Annotated in this window: 16 protein-coding genes; 3 read left to right on the top strand and 13 right to left on the bottom strand. The window is 74.5% G+C overall.

The features are described 5' to 3' along the window. Positions 1–266: 266 nt before the first annotated feature. From pheT to infC, 7 genes are all read right to left on the bottom strand, one after another. On the bottom strand, positions 267–2,795 hold the full coding sequence (gene pheT, locus CRV15_RS24135; protein WP_003959815.1) for a phenylalanine--tRNA ligase subunit beta: 2,529 nt from the start codon (positions 2,793–2,795) through the stop codon (positions 267–269). Continuing rightward, complete coding sequence (pheS, locus tag CRV15_RS24130; RefSeq protein ID WP_003959816.1) at positions 2,795–3,916, bottom strand: phenylalanine--tRNA ligase subunit alpha; 1,122 nt, start codon at positions 3,914–3,916, stop codon at positions 2,795–2,797. Before pheS ends, pheT begins: the two co-directional genes overlap by 1 nt. A 236-nt stretch (positions 3,917–4,152) precedes the next feature. Beyond that, positions 4,153–5,421, bottom strand: coding sequence for a sensor histidine kinase (locus tag CRV15_RS24125; RefSeq protein WP_003959818.1), 1,269 nt, complete (start codon positions 5,419–5,421; stop codon positions 4,153–4,155). Positions 5,422–5,570: 149 nt separating this feature from the next. Continuing rightward, entirely contained in the window at positions 5,571–6,407 is an 837-nt protein-coding gene (locus CRV15_RS24120; protein ID WP_003959819.1) for a TrmH family RNA methyltransferase, read from the bottom strand. Between the two features lie 170 nt (positions 6,408–6,577). Then, positions 6,578–6,964: a 50S ribosomal protein L20 gene (gene rplT, locus CRV15_RS24115; RefSeq protein ID WP_003959820.1), complete on the bottom strand. Its 387-nt coding sequence runs from the start codon at positions 6,962–6,964 to the stop codon at positions 6,578–6,580. A 130-nt stretch (positions 6,965–7,094) separates the two neighbouring features. Next, on the bottom strand, positions 7,095–7,289 hold the full coding sequence (gene rpmI / locus CRV15_RS24110; RefSeq protein ID WP_003959822.1) for a 50S ribosomal protein L35: 195 nt from the start codon (positions 7,287–7,289) through the stop codon (positions 7,095–7,097). Positions 7,290–7,416: 127 nt separating this feature from the next. Further along, a complete protein-coding gene (infC, locus tag CRV15_RS24105) occupies positions 7,417–8,109 on the bottom strand; it encodes a translation initiation factor IF-3 (RefSeq protein WP_003959823.1) in 693 nt (230 codons plus the stop codon). 328 nt (positions 8,110–8,437) lie between these two features. On the opposite strand from infC, the gene CRV15_RS24100 reads away from it, so the two are divergent. Further along, positions 8,438–8,827 (top strand): DUF1844 domain-containing protein, encoded by a 390-nt coding sequence (locus tag CRV15_RS24100; RefSeq protein ID WP_003959824.1) that lies wholly within the window; start codon positions 8,438–8,440, stop codon positions 8,825–8,827. 48 nt (positions 8,828–8,875) lie between these two features. On the opposite strand, the gene CRV15_RS24095 is transcribed toward CRV15_RS24100, so the two are convergent. Further along, positions 8,876–9,616, bottom strand: coding sequence for an SseB family protein (locus CRV15_RS24095; protein WP_003959825.1), 741 nt, complete (start codon positions 9,614–9,616; stop codon positions 8,876–8,878). A gap of 108 nt (positions 9,617–9,724) precedes the next feature. On the opposite strand from CRV15_RS24095, the gene CRV15_RS24090 reads away from it, so the two are divergent. Next, a complete protein-coding gene (locus tag CRV15_RS24090; RefSeq protein ID WP_003959826.1) occupies positions 9,725–10,348 on the top strand; it encodes a serine hydrolase in 624 nt (207 codons plus the stop codon). A 71-nt stretch (positions 10,349–10,419) separates the two neighbouring features. On the opposite strand, the gene mycP is transcribed toward CRV15_RS24090, so the two are convergent. Both mycP and CRV15_RS24080 read right to left on the bottom strand, forming a co-directional pair. Continuing rightward, on the bottom strand, positions 10,420–11,652 hold the full coding sequence (gene mycP, locus CRV15_RS24085; RefSeq protein WP_003959827.1) for a type VII secretion-associated serine protease mycosin: 1,233 nt from the start codon (positions 11,650–11,652) through the stop codon (positions 10,420–10,422). Next, a complete protein-coding gene (locus CRV15_RS24080) occupies positions 11,649–12,782 on the bottom strand; it encodes a hypothetical protein (RefSeq protein WP_009995586.1) in 1,134 nt (377 codons plus the stop codon). Before CRV15_RS24080 ends, mycP begins: the two co-directional genes overlap by 4 nt. A 980-nt stretch (positions 12,783–13,762) precedes the next feature. On the opposite strand from CRV15_RS24080, the gene CRV15_RS24075 reads away from it, so the two are divergent. Continuing rightward, positions 13,763–14,965, top strand: coding sequence for an alanine racemase (locus CRV15_RS24075; protein WP_003959829.1), 1,203 nt, complete (start codon positions 13,763–13,765; stop codon positions 14,963–14,965). 81 nt (positions 14,966–15,046) lie between these two features. Here CRV15_RS24075 and CRV15_RS24070 read toward each other — a convergent pair whose 3' ends face one another. From CRV15_RS24070 to CRV15_RS24060, 3 genes are read right to left on the bottom strand one after another with little or no spacing between them, the layout of a single operon-like run. Further along, positions 15,047–15,829: a 3-oxoacyl-ACP reductase gene (locus CRV15_RS24070; RefSeq protein ID WP_003959830.1), complete on the bottom strand. Its 783-nt coding sequence runs from the start codon at positions 15,827–15,829 to the stop codon at positions 15,047–15,049. 6 nt (positions 15,830–15,835) lie between these two features. Beyond that, complete coding sequence (locus tag CRV15_RS24065) at positions 15,836–17,347, bottom strand: aldehyde dehydrogenase family protein (RefSeq protein ID WP_003959831.1); 1,512 nt, start codon at positions 17,345–17,347, stop codon at positions 15,836–15,838. Next, the gene (locus tag CRV15_RS24060) at positions 17,344–18,708 is read right to left on the bottom strand and encodes a glutamine synthetase family protein (RefSeq protein WP_009995589.1); all 1,365 of its coding nucleotides are present in this window, start codon (positions 18,706–18,708) and stop codon (positions 17,344–17,346) included. The genes CRV15_RS24065 and CRV15_RS24060 overlap by 4 nt, the downstream gene beginning before the upstream one ends. Between the last annotated feature and the right edge of the window lie 9 nt (positions 18,709–18,717).

Below are 18,717 nucleotides of genomic sequence, written 5' to 3'. Positions count from 1 at the left end.
CCACCGGGCTCCCCCTCGTCACAGTGCGGTGGTCGTCTTCGCGCCGTCCGTCCCGTCGATCTGCCCGGCACCCCGCGGCGGGACGGACGGCGCCGGCCACTCGGCGGTCCTCCGTGGCGTGACCAGCCGTCCGACCCACGCCCTGGGCGCGCGGAGGACCGCCGTCAGGTGTCTTCCCCCACCTCGGCCCTCTGTGCGAGGGCGGTCTCCACGCGGAAGGGGAGCACCCGGTTCCTCGGGTGCTCCCCTTCACGACGGCCGGAGGATCAGGCTCCGCGCAGCACCGCCCCGGCGGTCGCGGCGGCCTGGGCCACCGCCGCCTCCCGGGCGGCCGTCGCCTCCTCCACGGTCAGCGTCCGGTCGGCGGCGCGGAAGCGCAGCGCGTACGCCAGCGACTTCTTGCCCGGTCCGACCTGGTCGCCGGTGTAGATGTCGAACAGCCGGATGGACTCCAGGAGTTCACCCGCGCCCAGCGTGAGCTGGTGCTCGACGAACGCGGCCGGGACCGCCTGGTCCACCACGAGCGCCACGTCCTGGGTCGCCACCGGGAAGGTGGAGATCCGGGGCGCTTCGAGGGTGCCCTCGGCGGCCCGCTCCAGCAGATCGAGATCGACCTCCATGGCGCAGGTGCGGGCGGGCAGCCCCAGCGCCTTGATCACCCGGGGGTGCAGCTCACCGGCGTGGCCCGCGGTGCGCTTCTCCCCGTCCACGAAGGTGACGAGGGCGGCACAGCGGCCGGGGTGCCAGGGGCCGTACTGGGCCTGCTCCGCGAGGAGCGGCGCGCCCGTCTCGCGGGCGACCGTGCGGGCCGCCTCGACGGCGTCCGCCCAGTCGGCCGGGCGGCCCTTGCCCCACCAGCCGGAGCGCTCGCGCTCGCCGGTCAGGACGACGGCGGCGTGGCGCGGCTGCTCGGGCAGCGCGGCGTTCAGCCCGGCGATCTCCTCGTCGGTGGGCCTGCGGTCCACCGGGAGGACGGCCGCAGTGCGCGGCTCGGCCAGCGGGTGGAAGACCAGCCCGGTCTCGAAGAGAGCGAGGTCGTGACCGCCGCGGCCGACATTGCGGCGCAGCGCCCCGAGCAGGCCCGGCAGCAGCGTGGTGCGCAGCGCGGGCTCCTCGTCGGAGAGCGGGTTGACCAGCCGGACCACCCGGCGGTCCGGGTCGTCGGCGGCCAGGTCGAGCTGGTCGAGGACCTGCTCGCTGATGAACGGGTAGTTCGGGGTCTCCACATATCCGGCCCCGGCCAGCGCCCGGCCGATCCTGCGGTGGGTGCGCTGCCGCTCGGTGAGCCCGCGGCCCGCCGGGGGCCTCGGCAGCGTGGCGGGCAGGTTCTCGTACCCCTCCAGCCGCAGCACCTCCTCGGCGAGGTCGTTCGGGGCGCCGAGGTCGGGGCGCCAGGACGGGACCGTGACGATCAGCTCGTCCTGCCCGTAGACGTCGCAGCCGACCTCCTGGAGGCGGCGGACGACGGTCTCCCGGCCGTAGGCGACACCGGCGACGCGGTCCGGGTGGTCGGCGGCCATGGTGATGGTGCGCGGCGCGGACGGCGAGCTGACCTGGGTGACCCCGGGTTCGGCGGTGCCGCCCGCGAGCAGGACCAGCAGATCGACGGTGCGCTGCGCGGCGGCGGCGCCGGCCAGCGGGTCCACGCCCCGCTCGAAGCGCTTGGACGCCTCGGAGGAGAGCTTGTGGCGGCGGGCGGTGCGGGCGATGGCGACCGGGTCGAAGTGCGCGGACTCGACGACCACGTCGGTGGTGCCGCGGACCTGGCCGGTCTCCGGGTCGGCGACGGCGTCGGCGATCTCGGTGTTGGCTCCGCCCATGACGCCCGCGAGGCCGATGGGGCCGCGGTCGTCGGTGATGACGAGGTCGGCCGCGTCGAGGACGCGGGCCACTCCGTCGAGGGTGGTCAGCTTCTCACCGGGCTCGGCCCGGCGGACGCCGATCGCGCCCTGGACGCTGCCGCGGTCGTAGGCGTGCAGCGGCTGGCCCAGCTCCAGCATCACGTAGTTGGTGACGTCGACGGCGAGCGAGACCGGGCGCATGCCCGCCTTCTGGAGGCGGCGGCGCAGCCAGATCGGGGAGTGCGCCTCCGGGTCGAGCCCGGTGACGGTCCGCGCGGTGAAGCGGTCGCAGCCGATGGGGTCGGCGACCTGGACGGGGTGGCCGAGGCCGTTGGGTCCCGGCACGTCGAGCAGGGCCGGGTCGCGCAGCGGCAGGCCGTAGGCGATGGCGGTCTCCCGGGCGACGCCGCGCAGCGACAGGCAGTAGCCGCGGTCGGGGGTGACGGCGATGTCCAGGACCTCGTCGTACAGCTCCAGCAGCTCGGCGGCGTCGATGCCGACCTCGTACTCGGGCGGCAGGACGATGATGCCGTGGCTGCCGTCGTCGCCCATGCCCAGCTCGTCGCCGGAGCAGATCATGCCGCGGGACATCCGGCCGTACGTCTTGCGCTCGGCGATCCGGAACTCGCCGGGCAGCACGGCGCCGGGGAGGGCCACGACGACCTTGTCGCCGACGGCGAAGTTGCGGGCACCGCAGATGATCTCCTGCGGCGCGCCGGTTCCGTTGGCCGGGCCGACGTCGACGGTGCAGAAGCGGATGGGCTTCTTGAAGTCGGTCAGCTCCTCGATGGTGAGGACCCTGCCGACGACGAGCGGGCCGGTGAGCCCGGCGCCGAGCCGTTCGACGGCCTCGACCTCCAGGCCGGCCGCGATGAGTTTGGCCTGTACGTCACGGCCGGTCTCCGACACCGGCAGGTCGACGTACTCCCGCAGCCAGGAAAGCGGGACCCGCATCAGATCTCCATCCCGAACGGCCGGGTGAACCGGATGTCACCCTCGACCATGTCTCGCATGTCCTCGACGTTGTGGCGGAACATCAGCATCCGCTCGATGCCGAACCCGAAGGCGAATCCGCTGTACTTCTGGGGGTCGACCCCACAGGCGACCAGCACCTTGGGGTTGACCATGCCGCAGCCGCCCAGCTCGATCCAGCCCTCGCTGGAGCAGGTGCGGCAGGGCCGGTCCGGGTTGCCGACGGACTCGCCGCGGCAGACGTAGCAGACCATGTCCATCTCGGCGGACGGCTCGGTGAACGGGAAGAAGTTCGGCCGCAGCCGGGTCCGCATGCCCTCGCCGAAGAGCGACTGCACCATGTGGTCGAGCGTGCCCTTGAGGTCGGCCATGGTCAGCCCCTCGTCCACGGCGAGCAGCTCGACCTGGTGGAAGACGGGCGTGTGGGTGGCGTCCAGCTCGTCGGTGCGGTACACCCGGCCCGGGCAGACGACGTAGACGGGGGGCTCGCGGTCGAGCAGCGAGCGGATCTGCACCGGGGAGGTGTGGGTCCGCAGCACCTGGCCCGAGTCGGCGGAGCCGTCGGGGGCGGCGACGAAGAAGGTGTCGTGCTCGCCCCGGGCGGGGTGGTCGGGGCCGATGTTCAGCGCGTCGAAGTTGAACCACTCGGCCTCGATCTGCGGGCCTTCGGCGACCTCGTAGCCCATGGCCACGAAGATGTCCTCGATGCGCTCGGAGAGCGTGGTGAGCGGGTGGCGGGCACCGGCGGGCACCCGGTCGTGGGGCAGCGTGACATCGACCGCCTCCTCGACCAGCACCCGGGCGTCGCGCTCGGCCTCCAGCTCGGTCTGGCGGGCGGCGAGCGCCTTGCTCACCGCGCCCCGGGCCATGCCCACGCGCTTGCCGGCCTCGGCCTTCGCCTGCGGCGGCAGGGCGCCGATCTCACGGTTGGCGAGCGCGAGCGGCGAGGTCCCGCCGGTGTGCGCGACCTTCGCGTGGGCGAGGGCTTCGAGGTCGCCCGCGGCGGCGAAGGCGGCGAGCGCCTCGTCCCGCATGCGCTCGATCTCTTCTGGTTTCAGTGCCTCGACCTCGACCGGGTCGTACGACTTGTTGGGTGCCGACATCTCTTCCCGTGTTTCCGATTGGCTGGTGCTGCGCTGGATGCTGCCTTTACCGGGGGACACCCCCGGGCCTGACCGCGCCGCCCGGCGTCCGGGACGCGACACAGGTGCCAAAGGCCGAGTCTAAAGGGCGGGCGGGGGCCCGTGGCCCGGCGACCGCCCGTTGCGAGGGTCCGGCGAGGCGCCCCGGCCCGGCGGCGGCGGGGCTACGGGCCCCGCCGCGGGGAAGCCCGCGGGGCTCAGGCCAGAGCGGCCGGGACGCCCACGGGCAGGGTGAATCGGAACTCCGCGCCGCCGCCGGGCCCGCGCCCGACGGTGATCGTGCCGCCGTGCGCCTCGACGATGCCCTTGACGATGTAGAGGCCGAGACCGGTGCCGCCGCGCTTGCTGCCCCGCCAGAAACGGGTGAAGACCCGGCTCATGGACTCCTCCGGGATACCGGGGCCCTCGTCGCTCACGGTGACCGCCGTCCCTCTCTCCGCGCCGCTCTCCCCACCGGTCGCGGCGACCGGTGCCACCTCGATGGTGACGGTTCCGGCGCCGTGGCGCACGGCGTTTTCCAGGAGGTTGCCGAGCACCTGGTCGATCTTGTCGGGGTCGGCCCACAGGGCGGGCAGCCCCCGGCGGACCCGGACGAAGAAACGGTCCGAGCCCTGGCCGCTCGCCATATGGGCCTGGACATGGCGGCCCACGGCCGCCGCGATGTCCACGGGCTGGCGGCGCACCTCCAGCCGGCCGGAGTCGATCCGGGAGATGTCGAGCAGCTCGGCGATCAGCCGGGTGACCCGGCTGGCGTCGGCGTCGACGGTCTCCAGCATCAGCCGCTTCTGGTCGTCGGTGAACCGCTCCCACTTGGCGAGCAGGGTGGCCGTGAAGCCCTTCACCGAGGTCAGCGGGGAGCGCAGCTCATGGGCGACGGTGGCGATCAGCTCGGCGTGGCTGCGTTCGGTGCGGCGCCGGGCCTCGGTGCCCCGCAGGGTGACCACCAGCCGCCGCACCGGTCCGGTGGGCCGTTCCCGCACATACCGCGCGGAGACGAGGACCTCGCGCCCGCCGGGCAGCAGCAGATTGCGCTCGGGCTGGCCCACCCGGGTGGCGAGCCCCCCGTACGGGTCGGTCAGCGCCCACCAGCGGCGGCCCTTCAGGTCCTCCAGCGGCAGGGCCTTCTCCAGGGGGCGGCCGATGACGTCCCCCGCCCGTACGGCGGCGATCCGGGCCGCGGCGGCGTTGAAGCAGATCACCCGGCCCCCCTCGTCGACGACGACCAGGCCGTCGGGGAGGTCGTCGGGGTCGAGCCCCGGGCCGAGGCCGAGATCGACCCCGGTGCGGTCACGGGAGCCGCCGCAGACGGCCCGGGGGCCCGCGGCGGACGCGGTCACCGCCCCGTCGGGGACGCCGGGGGGCGGGGCGGCGGGAGAGACCCCGGGGCCTGGCGCGGGGCCGGGCTCACCGATGGGGCTCAGCAACGCGGCAGGTGTCTCCGCGGGCCTGCTCGTCCCGACACTCATCCCCTTGTCCCCACCTCTCGGCCGACGTTCAGTGGGCCCCCGAGCCCGCACCCTACTAGCTGGATGTGACGGTGCGGAGCCCCCGAGCGGGTAGTCCCGCCGCGGTGGGCCCCGCGGTCACCGCGAGCCCCTGGCCCCTGCCCTCCGCTTCAGCGCGCGCCCCCCGTGCGCTGGGCGCGCGCCGAGGCATACAGACAAACGGCCGCGGCGGTCGCCAGGTTCAGACTCTCCGCCCGGCCGTGGATGGGGACGCGGACGACCGCGTCGGCGAGGGCCCGGGTCTCCTCGGGCAGCCCCCATGCCTCATTGCCGAAGATCCACGCGGTGGGGCCGCCCATGGTGCCCGCGTCCAGCTCGGCGTCGAGGTCGTGCTCGCCCGCGCCGTCGGCGGCGAGGATGCGCACCCCGGCCTCCCGCAGCCCCTGGACGGCCCGCTCGACGGGCACGCCGACGGCCACCGGCAGATGGAAGTGGGAGCCGACGGAGGCGCGGACGGCCTTGGGGTTGTAGAGGTCGACGGAGGCGTCGGTGAGGACCACGGCGTCGGCTCCGGCGGCGTCGGCGCAGCGCAGCACGGTCCCGGCGTTCCCGGGGTCGCGGACGTTCGCGAGCACCGCGACGAGCGTGGGACGGGAGCGGACGACGGCGTCGAACGGGGAGTCCAGGAAGCGGCAGACGCCGACGAGGCCCTGCGGGGTGACCGTGGTGGAGATGTCCGTGATCACGTCCTCGCCCGCGAGGTGCACCCGGGCCCCGGCGGCCCGGGCTGCGCCGACGATGTCCGCGTACCGCTCGGCGGCCTCGACCGTCGCGAACAGCTCGGTCAGCGTGGGTTCACCGCCGGAGCGGTGGCCGGCCGCCTCGCGCACGGCCTGCGGCCCCTCGGCGAGGAACAGCCGGTCCTTGCCGCGGAAGTTCCGCTTCGCCAGCCGTCGGGCGGCGGCGACCCGGGGGGAGCGCGGGGAGATCAACTCGGGGGCGGCCATGGACTCACTTTCGTCGGCACGGTTCGTCGGTGCGGTGCGTCGGCGCGGGGGCCCGTCCGTACGGGGTCACCCGGACGGGCACCGCGGGTACGGGGCGGTGTGCCGCAGACAGCACCGGACCCGCAGGCCGAAGCCTGCGGGTCCGGAAAGCACACACCTCGGCGCGAGGCTCAGGCGGCGGCCTTCGGCGCGTTGACGTCGGCCGGCAGGGCCTTCTGCGCGACCTCGACCAGCGCGGCGAACGCGTTGGCGTCGTTGACGGCCAGCTCCGCCAGGATCTTGCGGTCCACCTCGACGTTGGCGGCCTTCAGACCCTGGATCAGGCGGTTGTAGGTCATGCCGTTCAGGCGGGCCGCGGCGTTGATCCGCTGGATCCACAGCTGACGGAAGTCGCCCTTGCGCTTCTTGCGGTCGTTGTAGTTGTAGACCAGCGAGTGGGTGACCTGCTCCTTGGCCTTGCGGTACAGGCGCGAACGCTGACCGCGGTAGCCGCTGGCCTGCTCCAGGATCGCCCGGCGCTTCTTGTGGGCGTTGACTGCCCGCTTGACGCGTGCCACTTGATTAACTCCTTGTAGCGGGGTCGGTGCTCATGCTCTGATCACCCGACCCGAATTCGAATAGGTCCCGGTCTCGACGTCTCCTGCGTGCCCCGTCGCCCCCGTCAGCGGAGGGCGGGACACCGGTGCGTCACTTGCCGAGAAGCTTCTTGATCTTCTTGGCGTCGCCCGGAGCCATCTCAGCGTTGCCCGTGAGGCGACGCGTCAGCGTGGACGGCTTGTGCTCCAGCAGGTGGCGCTTGCCGGCGCGCTCACGGAGCACCTTGCCGGAGCCGGTGATCTTGAAGCGCTTCTTGGAACCGCTGTGCGTCTTGTTCTTCGGCATCGCGCCGTTATCTCCTCGTCAGTGGCGCTCTCCCCCGGTACCGGGGCACCGGAGAGCGGGGAGCGTCAGATGCTTGATGTCTGATCCGGGCGGGACCCGGGGCGCCCGGGGAGGCGGCCCCTCGGGGTCACCCCTCGGACGGCTCCTCGGGCGCGGCGGCGGCCTGCTGGCCGGCCTTCGCGTCGCGATCGGCCTTGCGTGCGGCCTGGGCCTCACGCGCCTCGGCCATGGCCTCGGTCTTCTTCTTGTGCGGGCCAAGAACCATGATCATGTTCCGGCCGTCCTGCTTCGGGTTCGACTCGATGAATCCGAGGTCCTCGACATCGGAAGCGAGACGCTGGAGCAGACGGAAGCCAAGCTCGGGGCGGGACTGCTCACGACCACGGAACATGATCGTGATCTTGACCTTGTCACCCTGCTTGAGGAACCGGACGACATGACCCTTCTTGGTGTCGTAGTCGTGCGGGTCGATCTTCGGCCGGAGCTTCATCTCCTTGATGACCGTGTGCGCCTGGTTCTTGCGCGCCTCACGGGCCTTCATGGCCGACTCGTACTTGAACTTCCCGTAGTCCATGAGCTTGCACACGGGCGGCCGGGCGTTCGCCGCGACCTCGACCAGGTCGAGGTCGTACTCCTGTGCCAGCTCCAGTGCCTTGGCGAGCGGGACGATTCCGACCTGCTCGCCGCTGGGACCGACAAGCCGCACTTCCGGAACGCGAATCCGGTCGTTGATGCGGGGCTCGGCGCTGATGGATCCTCCTCGGTAGCACTGCGCGGCTGACTGGCAGACAACCGCGCAACGTCTGTTTGGTAAGACCAACCGCGCCGGAACACGAAAAATGCCCCGGACGGGACACAGGCGGCTGCTCCATTGCTACCGGAGCACCGCCGCGGCAACCGCGGGGCGCGTATCAGCGGCTCCATCGTCCGTACGGAACGATGGGTGCCGCGTGACCGGTGACCCGCCGCCCCGAGGGCGGCAAGGTGGGAGAATCGGAGCCTCCACTTGTGGGCCGGACACAGTCGCGTCCAGCCGGTCGTCACACAAGGTTAGCAGCTCCGTCCGGAAGGGACCAACCGGCGGTCGTGTCCCGGATGCGGACGACCCGGACGGCGGAGGCCGGGGGCGGCGGCCTATCGTGGGCCGCATGAGTGACACCACCCCGACCGCAGCACCCACCGGGGCCGGCCCGGCCGCCGACGCCCCGGATTTCACCGCCCTGGCCCGCGACATCGCCGAGGTCCCGGCCGTCGAAGTGATCGTCACGGTCGCGGTGAACCTGATGAGCGCCGCCGCCGTCAAGCTCGGCCTGACCGAGGAGGGCGACGAGCACAAGGACCTCGACGAGGCCCGCAAGCTGGTGCACGCCCTGGCCGGGCTGCTCGACGCCAGCACCACCGAGGTCAGCTCGTTCCACGCGGCACCGCTGCGGGACGGGCTGAAGTCGCTCCAGCTCGCCTTCCGCGAGGCGTCGCTGGTGCCGGACGAGCCGGGCCAGGGGCCGGGTGAGAAGTACACCGGGCCGGTCTACGGCTGACCCGTCGGCAGCGGGCCGTGCGGACGGCCGCACGGCCCTGCGGGGCCGCTACTCGCGAACGAACAAGGGCTCGCCCGGAGGGGTGGCACCGGCCGGCAGGAGTGCCAGGTCGAGGCCCCGCACCAGGCGGGCCCTCAGCACGTCGTGGCCCGCCAGCGCCTCGGCGACCCGGCGGGCCACGGCGTGCTGGGAGCCCGGCGCCGTGTCCGGGGTGAGCACCAGCGCGACGATGCCGTCGGCACTGCCCGGCCCCAGATGGGCGCGGGCGACGGCGGGCTCGGCCGCCACCACCGCGCGCACGGCCTCGGCGACCGCCGGGTCCTCCAGCGGGTCGGCGCTGGTGCGGCCTTCCGCGAGGGCGAGCAGCGCGGGCCCGGTGAGCTGGTACGGCACCGGTCCTGCCAGGTCCAGGACGAGGGTGTCGGCCTTCTCGTGGGCCACCGCCTGGAGCGCCTGGTGCAGCGGGACGGCGACGGGGCGGGCCGCCGGGTCCCAGCGGGCGAGCGACGCGGTCGAGGTGAACGCGGGCAGGGCCCGCCGGTCGCCCGCGGTCAGCGTGGGGACGGCCATCTCGCTGGTCTTCTCGCGCCGCAGCCCGTTCCCGTCCACCTCGACCTCGCCGAGGAGGGCGACGACGGGGACCAGCAGACGGGCCCCCTGGAGGGCTTCGAGCACCGGCCGCTCGGCGGTGCGGTCCTGGGCCCAGGCGGCGAGGGCCGCCGTGAGCCGGGGGTCGGCGGTTCCGTCGTCGTCGGAGAAGCCGGGGTCGGGGATGTTCTTGAGCGCCACGGGTCGAGCGTAGTCCGCGTCCGCGGCGCTCCCGCGCCCGGGGCCGGACGCCTGGGGGTCCGGCCACGGGTCTTCAGCCGTCCGGGCCGGTGTCCTAACCTCCCCCTCATGACTGCCTCTGTCTCGGTGGCCCTGTCCGAGCGGTCGTACGGCGACGCGGACCGCGCCTACCCCTGCGCCAGCATCGTCAAGGTCTCCCTGCTGGCGGCGCGGCTCCAGCAGGGCCGCCCGCTGGACGCGCGGGAGCGGGAGCGGGCCCGGCTGATGATCGTGCACAGCGACAACGAGGCGGCGAGCGAGCTGTACGCCGCCATCGGCGGGCCGGAGGGCCTGGACGCCTGGCATGCCCGGCTCGGTCTCACCGCCACCCGGGCCCACCGGGCCTGGGGCCTGACCCGGACCACCGCGCGGGATCAGCTCGCCCTGATGACGGCGGTCCTCGGCGGCGGCCGTCCCGAGCTGGCCCCGCTGGCGTCCCTGATGACGGAGATCGACCCCGGGCAGAGCTGGGGCGTCTCGGCGGCCGGGGCGGGCTGGGCGCTGAAGAACGGCTGGATGCCGATGAGCGCCACCGGGCTGTGGGTCGTCCACTCCGTGGGCCGGGCGGCGGGGGGACGTCCCGTCGCGGTGCTGTCGGAGGGGCATCCCACGCTGGAGGCGGGTGTCGCGGCCGTGGAGGACGCCGTGCGGGCGGCGCTGGGCACCGCCGCCCCGGTGGTCCGGCCGCGCTGACGGGCAGCGCGGGCGGCGCCCCGGTCCGGCCGGGCCCGGTGGGCCGGGCGCCGCGTGCGACCGGGTGCCCGTCAGTGTTCCGCCGGGGCCGTGCGGGGGGTGCGCCGGAGGAGGACGGCCGCCGCCAGGGCCAGCGCGCCCGCGACGCCGCCGGCCGGGGCGAGCCAGCGGGCCGGTTCGGCGTCGGGCCGCCGGGGCTCCGGCCCGGGGCCGAAGTACCGCCGGTCGTAGCCCGCCGTGGCCCTGCGGGGGTCCGCCGGGCGGGTCCGCGCCGCCTCGGCGAGCGCCGCCGCCGGGTCGACCGTCCCGTATCCCCTGGCGTCGTCCCGCCCGCCCGCGGGGCTGTCCCGGGCCGTCCGGGTGAGCACCGACTTCACCTGGGCCGGGGTCAGCTCCGGATACGCGGAACGGATCAGCGCCACGGCCCCGGAGACGAAGGCGGCGGCGGCGCTGGTGCCCCAGCCCTGGTAGTACTTGCCGTCCGGGTCCGGGATGATCACGTCGACGCCGGGCGCGTTGACCGTGGCGTACCAGCGCTGGGTGGAGAAGGGGGCCCGGCCGCCGAAGCGGTCGACCGCCGTCACGGCGATCACCCCCGGGTAGGCGGCCGGATAGGAGATCCGGTCGCCCTTCTCCCCGCCGTTGCCCGCCGACGCGACGACCACCGCGCCCTTGGCGAGCGCGTACTGCACCGCGGCGTCCTCCCCGGCCTCCGCGTGCGCCGACTCGCTGTCGTCGCCGAGGGAGAGATTGATGACGTCCGCGCCCCGGTCCGCCGCCCAGCGGATGCCCTCGGCGAGGGCGGAGCCCCGGGTGCCGCGGGCCTTCTCCCGGGCCGTGTCACCGCTTTCGAGGATCACCCGCACGGGCAGGATTCTGGCCTCGGGGGCGATGCCCATGACGCCGTCGGCCGCTCCGGGGCCGTGTCCGTGCGCCGCGATGATCCCGGCCATGGCGGTGCCGTGCCGGGCCCAGGGGCGGTCGCCCCGGTGCGCGCCGAAGCCGATGAAGTCCTTGCCGGGCAGGACGTTGCCCACGAGGTCGGGGTGCCGGTCGTCGACGCCGGTGTCGAGCACGGCGACGGTGACGCCCGCGCCCCGGGTGGTCCGCCATGCCTCCTCGGTGTTCAGCGCGTCGAGGCCCCACTGCTGGGGCCGTATGCCGCTGCCGTCGGCGTGCGCGGGCACGGCGGGCAGCAGGGCGAGCACGGTGGTGGTGAGCAGCGCGGCGACCCGGGTGGCGCCGGTGACGGCGCGGCCGGTGCGCGGCCGGTGGGGCCGTCGGGGGGGCGGCTGGGCGGTCATCGTGTCCCCTCGTTCCCGGCCGCCGCGGTGCGCAGTGCTGTCCGAAGGGCGCGGGTGACGGCGTCCGCGAGGCCCTGGGCCTCGTGCCCGAGCCCGGCCTGCGCGGGTGCGGTCCGCGCGCCCCGGGCGCGGGCGTCGCTGGCGGGCTGCGGCTGTGCGACGGGGCGGCCGTCGGCGAACCCGGAGACCGCCTGGACGACGACGGGCGCCTCGGTGAGCGCCTCGACGGTCCAGCTCGCCCGCTGGTCCCGGCCGAACCGCTCGGCGACGGTGCCGGGCGCGGGCAGGGTACGGGGCAGCAGCTCCACGTCACGGGCCAGGTCGTCCCGTTCGAACCGGGCCGCCAGGGCGCGCATGGCGGTCGCGTCCCCCTCGGTGAAGACCAGGCCGACGGTGGTCACATGGCTGGCGGTGGCGTCGGTGTAGGTCGCCCGCAGCACCCGGGAGCAGCCCGTCGGCCGGAGCGCGGTCAGCAGCGCGGGCGGGAGCTGGGAGACGCAGTCCGCGTCCGGCGCGACCGCGACCCGGGTCCAGACGCGGTCGGCGCGCCCGGGGCCCGCGCCGCCGCCGTGGAGGGTGCGGGGGAAGAGCGTGTCCACCGGTGCGCTGTGCCACAGGGTGCGCGCCGTCGCGTAGGCGGACTCCTCGGGGCTGTCGGCGCTGGAGTCGCCGGTGAGCCTGGGCCCGGTGACGGCGGCGCCGATGAGGCCGAGGCCGAGCAGACCGCAGACGGCGGCGGCGAGGGTCCGCCGGGGCGAACGCCGGTGCTGCGGCACCGCGCGGACCGCGTTCCCGTACGACCACTCCCCCGTGGCCCACCGCGGTGTTCCCCCCGCCGGGCGCGCCCGGCGGTCCTCCTCGGCGGGCAGCGGCCCCGCGCCGGGCCGTGCGGGCAGCGGCCGGCGGTACGTCCCGTCCTCCGCGCGGGAACGCCCGGCGGGTCCGGGGGCTGCCGGGGGGCGCTGCGGCGGAATGCCCCCCGCGCGCCGGACACCCGCCTCGTCGGGCAGCGGCCCCGCCAGGGGCCGCCGCACCCGCGCCGCCCCGCCGGACGACGGCAGTCCCGCGCCGCCGTGGGCCGGGCGCGGCGGCTCCCCGTCGCGCCCGGCACGGGACGCGCGTACCGGCACCTCTCCGCCCGGCCCGCCACGGGCCCGCTCCGCACCAGCCGACGGCCCCGGACCCACCGGGGAAGCCACGGCGGGCCGTATCCCGGTGGTCTGCGCACCGTGGCCGCCACCACCGTCGAACGGCATCCCCACCTCCCGCGGCGGTACGACAGACCCGTCCGCACGAACACCACCGGCGGACGGCAACACCCCGGAACCCGACCGGGCACCACCCGCAGCCGGGGACAACCCGTACGGCGAACCGTCACCGGACCGTATCCCTGCGGGGTACGCGCCCGGAGCGGCCGACCCGTCCGCCCGCGGCCCCGAGCCGACCGGAGCGTCACCGGCGGACGACGGCACCCCGGCCCCGGCCACCGGTACGACCCCGTACGACGGACGGACCACGACATCCCCGGAACCCACCGGGCCCGGACCCGACGAAACGTCATCCGCACCCGGGAAGAGCCCGTACGGCGAACCGTCGCCGGACCGTATCCCCGTGGTCTGCGCGCCCCGCGCCCCGTGGCCGCCACCGCCGGCGGACGGCACCTCCGCCCCCGGCGGCGATACGACAGACCCGTCCGCGGGAGCGTCACCGGCGGACGGGCGGCCCGCACGCGGGGGCCGTGCGGACGGCGGACGCGCGGGAGCGGGCCCGGCCGCCGGTGGAGTCCCGGGGGAGGGACGGGCCGCCGTACCCGGGCGTATCCCGGTGGTGTCCCGGGCGGCGGTGGGGGGTATCGCGGCGCCCGGGGGGCGTATGGCGCCGGGGTGCGGAGGGCGTGGTGTGTCCGTGCTCATGCCCGCCCCCGTCTCTCCACCGCCCGCACCGGCGGTGGCCCCTGCCGGGCGTGCCGGTCCGCTCATCGCCTGCGTCGTCACTTTACGGGCTCCGCCGCTCACGGAGGGACCACGGACCCGGCTCCGTGGTGATCTGCCCCGTAGATCCCCCCGTACTTCCCCTACCGTCCGGTAGGGGCTTCTGGCACGCTCGGCCCATGACGCCCCGAGCAGCCGACCGGGCCCGTTACGACCGGGCCACCGCGCATCTCGACGCTCCGCTCGCCGTGGTGGATCTGGACGCCTTCGACGCCAACGCGGACGATCTCGTCCGGCGTGCGGGCGGCAAGCCGGTCCGGGTCGCCAGCAAGTCGGTGCGCTGCCGGGCACTGCTCGAACGGGTGCTGGAGAAGGACGGGTTCGCGGGGGTGATGGCGTTCACCCTGCCCGAGGCGGTGTGGCTGGCCCGGTCCGGGTTCGGGGACGTCCTGCTGGCGTACCCCTCCGCCGACCGGGCGGCGTTCGCGGAGCTGACGGGCGACCCCCGGTCGGCGGCGGCGGTGACCGTGATGGTGGACGACGTGGCGCAGCTCGATCTGATCGACGCGGCGCGGTCGGGCGGCCGGGAGGAGGTCCGGGTCTGTCTGGAGCTGGACACCGCGTTCCGGCTGCTCGGCGGGCGGATACGGGTGGGGGCGCGCAGGTCCCCGCTGGCGGCCCCGGAGCATCTGGCCGAGCTGGCCCGTTCGGTGGTGCGCAGGCCCGGGTTCCGGCTGGTGGGGATCATGGCGTACGAGGCGCACATCGCGGGGGTCCCCGACCGGGCCCCGGGCGCGCCGCTGCTGTCCCGGGCGGTCCGGGCCTTCCAGCGGGTCTCCCGGGCGGAGTTGGCGGCGCGCCGGGACCGGGCGGTGCGCGCGGTCCGCGCGGTCGCCCCGGAGCTGGAGTTCGTCAACGGCGGCGGCACCGGCAGTGTGCAGTACACGGCGGCGGAGGCGGCGGTGACCGAGGTGGCGGCGGGCTCGGGGCTCTTCCAGCCCCGGCTGTTCGACGGCTTCACCTCGTTCACCGGGCGTCCGGCGGCACTCTTCGCGCAGCCGGTGGTGCGCCGCCCGGGGGTGGGCGTGGTGACGGTGCTCGGCGGCGGCTATCCGGCGTCGGGGGTGACGGGCGCCGACCGGGCGCCGGTGCCGTATCTGCCCGAGGGGCTGCGCTATGAGGCCCGGGAGGGCGCGGGCGAGGTGCAGACCCCGCTGCTGGGGTCGGCGGCGGACGATCTGCTGATCGGGGACAAGGTGTGGTTCCGGCACGCCAAGGCCGGTGAGCTGTGCGAGCGGTTCGCGGCGCTGCATCTGATCGACGGGGACCGGGTGACGGCCGCGGTCCCGACGTACCGGGGCGAGGGGCACACCTTCCTGTGAACCGGTGAACCGGTGAACCGGTGAACCGGCCCACCGGCGCACGGGTGCGCGGGTGGGCCCCCGCCCGGTGTCCGGCACCGGCTACAGCGGGGTGACGTACGCCCCGGCGATACCGCCGTCCACGAGGAAGTCGGTCGCGTTCACGAACGACGCGTCGTCACTGGCGAGGAAGGCGACGGCCGCCGCGATCTCCTCGGCCTCGGCGAACCGGCCCACGGGGATGTGCACCAGCCTGCGGGCGGCCCGCTCGGGGTCCTTGGCGAACAGCTCCTGGAGCAGCGGGGTGTTGACGGGCCCCGGGCACAGCGCGTTGACGCGGATGCCCTCGCGGGCGAACTGCACGCCCAGCTCGCGGGACATGGCGAGCACGCCGCCCTTGGACGCGGTGTAGGAGATCTGCGAGGTCGCGGCGCCCATGATGGCCACGAAGGAGGCGGTGTTGATGATGGAGCCGCGGCCCTGGCGCTGCATGTAGGGGATGGCGGCCTTGCAGCAGAGGTAGACGGAGGTGAGGTTGACGTCCTGGACGCGCTTCCAGGCGTCGAGTCCGGTGGTGAGGATGGAGTCGTCGTCGGGCGGGGAGATGCCCGCGTTGTTGAACGCGATGTCCACGGAGCCATAGGTGTCGTAGGCGGTTCTGAAGAGCGCCTCGACCTGCTCGGCGTCGGTGACGTCGACGCGGACGAAGGTCCCGCCGACGGCTTCGGCGGCGGCCTTGCCCGCGGTCTCGTCGATGTCGCCGCAGACGACGTTCGCCCCTTCGGAGGCGAGCCTGCGGGCGGTGGCGAGTCCGATGCCGCTTCCGGCGCCGGTGACGACGGCGGTGCGGCCCACCAGGCGGCGGCAGACAGGGGTCTCGGTCATGGGTGGTCATGCCTCCGTGCTGAAGAAGACGTTCTTGGTCTCGGTGAATGCGGCGAGCGCGTCGGGGCCCAGCTCCCGGCCGAGGCCGGACTGCTTGAAGCCGCCGAACGGCGTCCAGTAGCGGACGCTGCTGTGGGAGTTGACGGAGAGGTTCCCGGCCTGGACGGCGCGGGAGACGCGGATGGCGCGGCCGATGTCACGGGTCCACAGGGAGCCGGAGAGCCCGTACTCGGTGGCGTTGGCCAGGCGGACGGCGTCCTCCTCGTCCTCGAACGGCAGGACGGCGGCGACCGGTCCGAAGATCTCCTCGCGGACCGCCGGGGCGTCGGGCGCGAGGCCGGTGAGCACGGTCGGCGGGAACCAGAAGCCGGGCCCGGTGGGCGCGGTGCCCCGGATGCCGGGCAGCCCGGCTCCGGCGTAGGAGCGGACCAGGTCGAGCTGGCGCTGTGAGATCAGCGGGCCCATCTGGGTGTTCTCGTCGAGCGGGTCGCCGACGACGACGGACTCGACGGCGGGGGCGAGCAGTTCGAGGAAGCGGTCGTACACGGAGCGCTGCACCAGGATGCGGGTGCGGGAGCAGCAGTCCTGTCCGCTGTTGTCGAGGAACGACATGGGCGCGGCCGCGGCGGCGGCTTCGAGGTCGGCGTCGGCGAAGACGATGTTGGGGCTCTTGCCGCCGAGTTCCAGGGTGACCCGCTTCACCTGTGTGGCGCACCGGGCCATGATCTCCTTGCCGACCCGGGTGGAGCCGGTGAAGACGATCTTCGCGACGCCGGGGTGGTCGACGAGGGCGGTGCCGGTGACGTCGCCCGCGCCGGGGAGCACCTGGAAGAGGCCCTGCGGCAGGCCCGCCTCCAGGGCGATCTCCGCGAGGCGGAGCGCGGTCAGCGGGGTGGTCTCGGCGGGCTTGAGGAGGACCGCGTTCCCGGCGGCGAGGGCGGGGGCGGTGGCCCAGGCGGCGATGGGCATGGGGTAGTTCCAGGGCGCGATCACCCCGACGACGCCCAGCGGCTCCAGGAGGGTGATGTCCAGGCCGCCGGGTACGGGGATCTGCCGTCCGCTGAGGCGTTCCACTCCCCCGGCGCTGAAGTCGAGGACGTCGCGGACGTTGGCGGCCTCCCAGCGGGCGGTGCCGATGGTGTGTCCGGCCTCCGTGACCTCCAGCAGGGCCAGTTCCTCGGCCCGCGCGTCGACGGCGGCGGCGAAGCGGCGCAGCAGCCGGGCCCGGTCGGCGGGGGCGAGGGCCGCCCACGCGCGCTGGGCCCGCGCGGCGCGGCCGACGGCGGCGTCGACCTCCTCGGGGGTGGTCGCGGGTACGGTCGCGACGACCTCGCCGGTCGCCGGGTTGAGCACCTCGTGGGCGCTCGGGCCGGTCGTGGTCCCTGGCACGGACACGTCGTCGTCCCTCTCAGTCCTCGCACTGGTCACGTTCGCCTCGGTCATCTCGGTCGTCGTGGTCGGATCGGTCGTCGTGGTCGGATCGGTCGGCTCGTTCGTCACGGGCGTCACGGACGTCACAGTCGTTCGAAGGAGCGGCGCAGCTCCCAGTCGGTCACGGCGGCGTCGAAGGCGGCCAGCTCGACCCGGGCCATGTTGCTGTAGTGGGCCACGACCTCACTGCCGAAGGCGGCCTTGGCCAGGGTGCTGTTGTCCCACAGCTCGGCGGCCTCGCGCAGGGTGGTGGGGACCTGCGCGCACTCCGTGGTGTACGCGTTCCCCGCGCACTCCTCGGGCAGTTCGAGCCGCTGCTCCACGCCGTGCAGCCCGGCGGCGATCATTCCGGCGACGGCCAGGTAGGGGTTGACGTCGCCGCCGGGGAGCCGGTTCTCGAAGCGCAGCGAGGGCCCGCGGCCGACGACCCGCAGGGAGCAGGTGCGGTTGTCGTACCCCCAGGCGACCGCCGTGGGCGCGAAGGTCCCGGGCTGGAACCGCTTGTACGAGTTGATGTTGGGCGCGTACAGCAGGGAGAACTCCCGCAGCGCGGCGAGCTGTCCGGCGAGGAAGTGCCGCATCAGGGGGGACATGCCGCCGGGCCCCTCCCCGGCCATGGCGCTCGCGCCGCCCGTGTGCGCGAGGGAGAGATGGATGTGGCAGGAGTTGCCCTCGCGCTCGTTGTACTTGGCCATGAAGGTGAGGGAGACGCCCTCCTGGGAGGCGATCTCCTTGGCCCCGGTCTTGTAGAGGGCGTGCTGGTCGCAGGTGACGAGGGCGTCGTCGTAGCGGAAGACGATCTCGTGCTGGCCCGGGTTGCACTCGCCCTTGGCGGACTCGACGGTCAGCCCGGCGGCGGCCATCTCGTTGCGGATGCGGCGCAGCAGGGGCTCGATGCGGCCGGTGCCGAGGACGGAGTAGTCGATGTTGTACTGGTTGGCCGGGGTCAGTCCCTGGTAGCCGCGGTCCCACGCCTGTTCGTAGGTGTCCTTGAAGACGATGAACTCCAGCTCGGTGCCGACGCGGGCGGTCAGCCCGTGCTCGGCCAGCCGTTCGAGCTGCCGCAGCAGGATCTGCCGGGGCGCGGCGCGGACCGGTCCGCCGTCCTCCCAGGCGAGGTCGGCGAGGAGGAAGGCGGTGCCCTCGTGCCAGGGGACCCGGCGCAGGGTGGCGAGGTCGGGCCGCATCGCGAAGTCGCCGTAGCCGCGGTCCCAGGAGGCCATGGCGTAGCCGTCGACGGTGTTCATCTCGGTGTCCACGGCGAGGAGGTAGTTGCAGCCCTCGGTGCCGTGCTCCAGGACCTCGTCCAGGAAGAACCGGGCGGCGAACCGCTTGCCCTGGAGCCGTCCCTGCATGTCGGGGAAGGCGAGCACCACGGTGTCGATCTCGCCGCTCTCGACGAGGGCACGCAGCTCCTCGACCGGGAGCGGGGGTGTGCGGTCTGCCACGGGGTTGTG

The sequence above is a fragment of the Streptomyces clavuligerus genome (assembly GCF_005519465.1).
Classification (GTDB): domain Bacteria; phylum Actinomycetota; class Actinomycetes; order Streptomycetales; family Streptomycetaceae; genus Streptomyces; species Streptomyces clavuligerus.
Note: the sequence above shows the minus strand (reverse complement) of the source record. Positions and strands in the feature narration are given on the sequence as shown.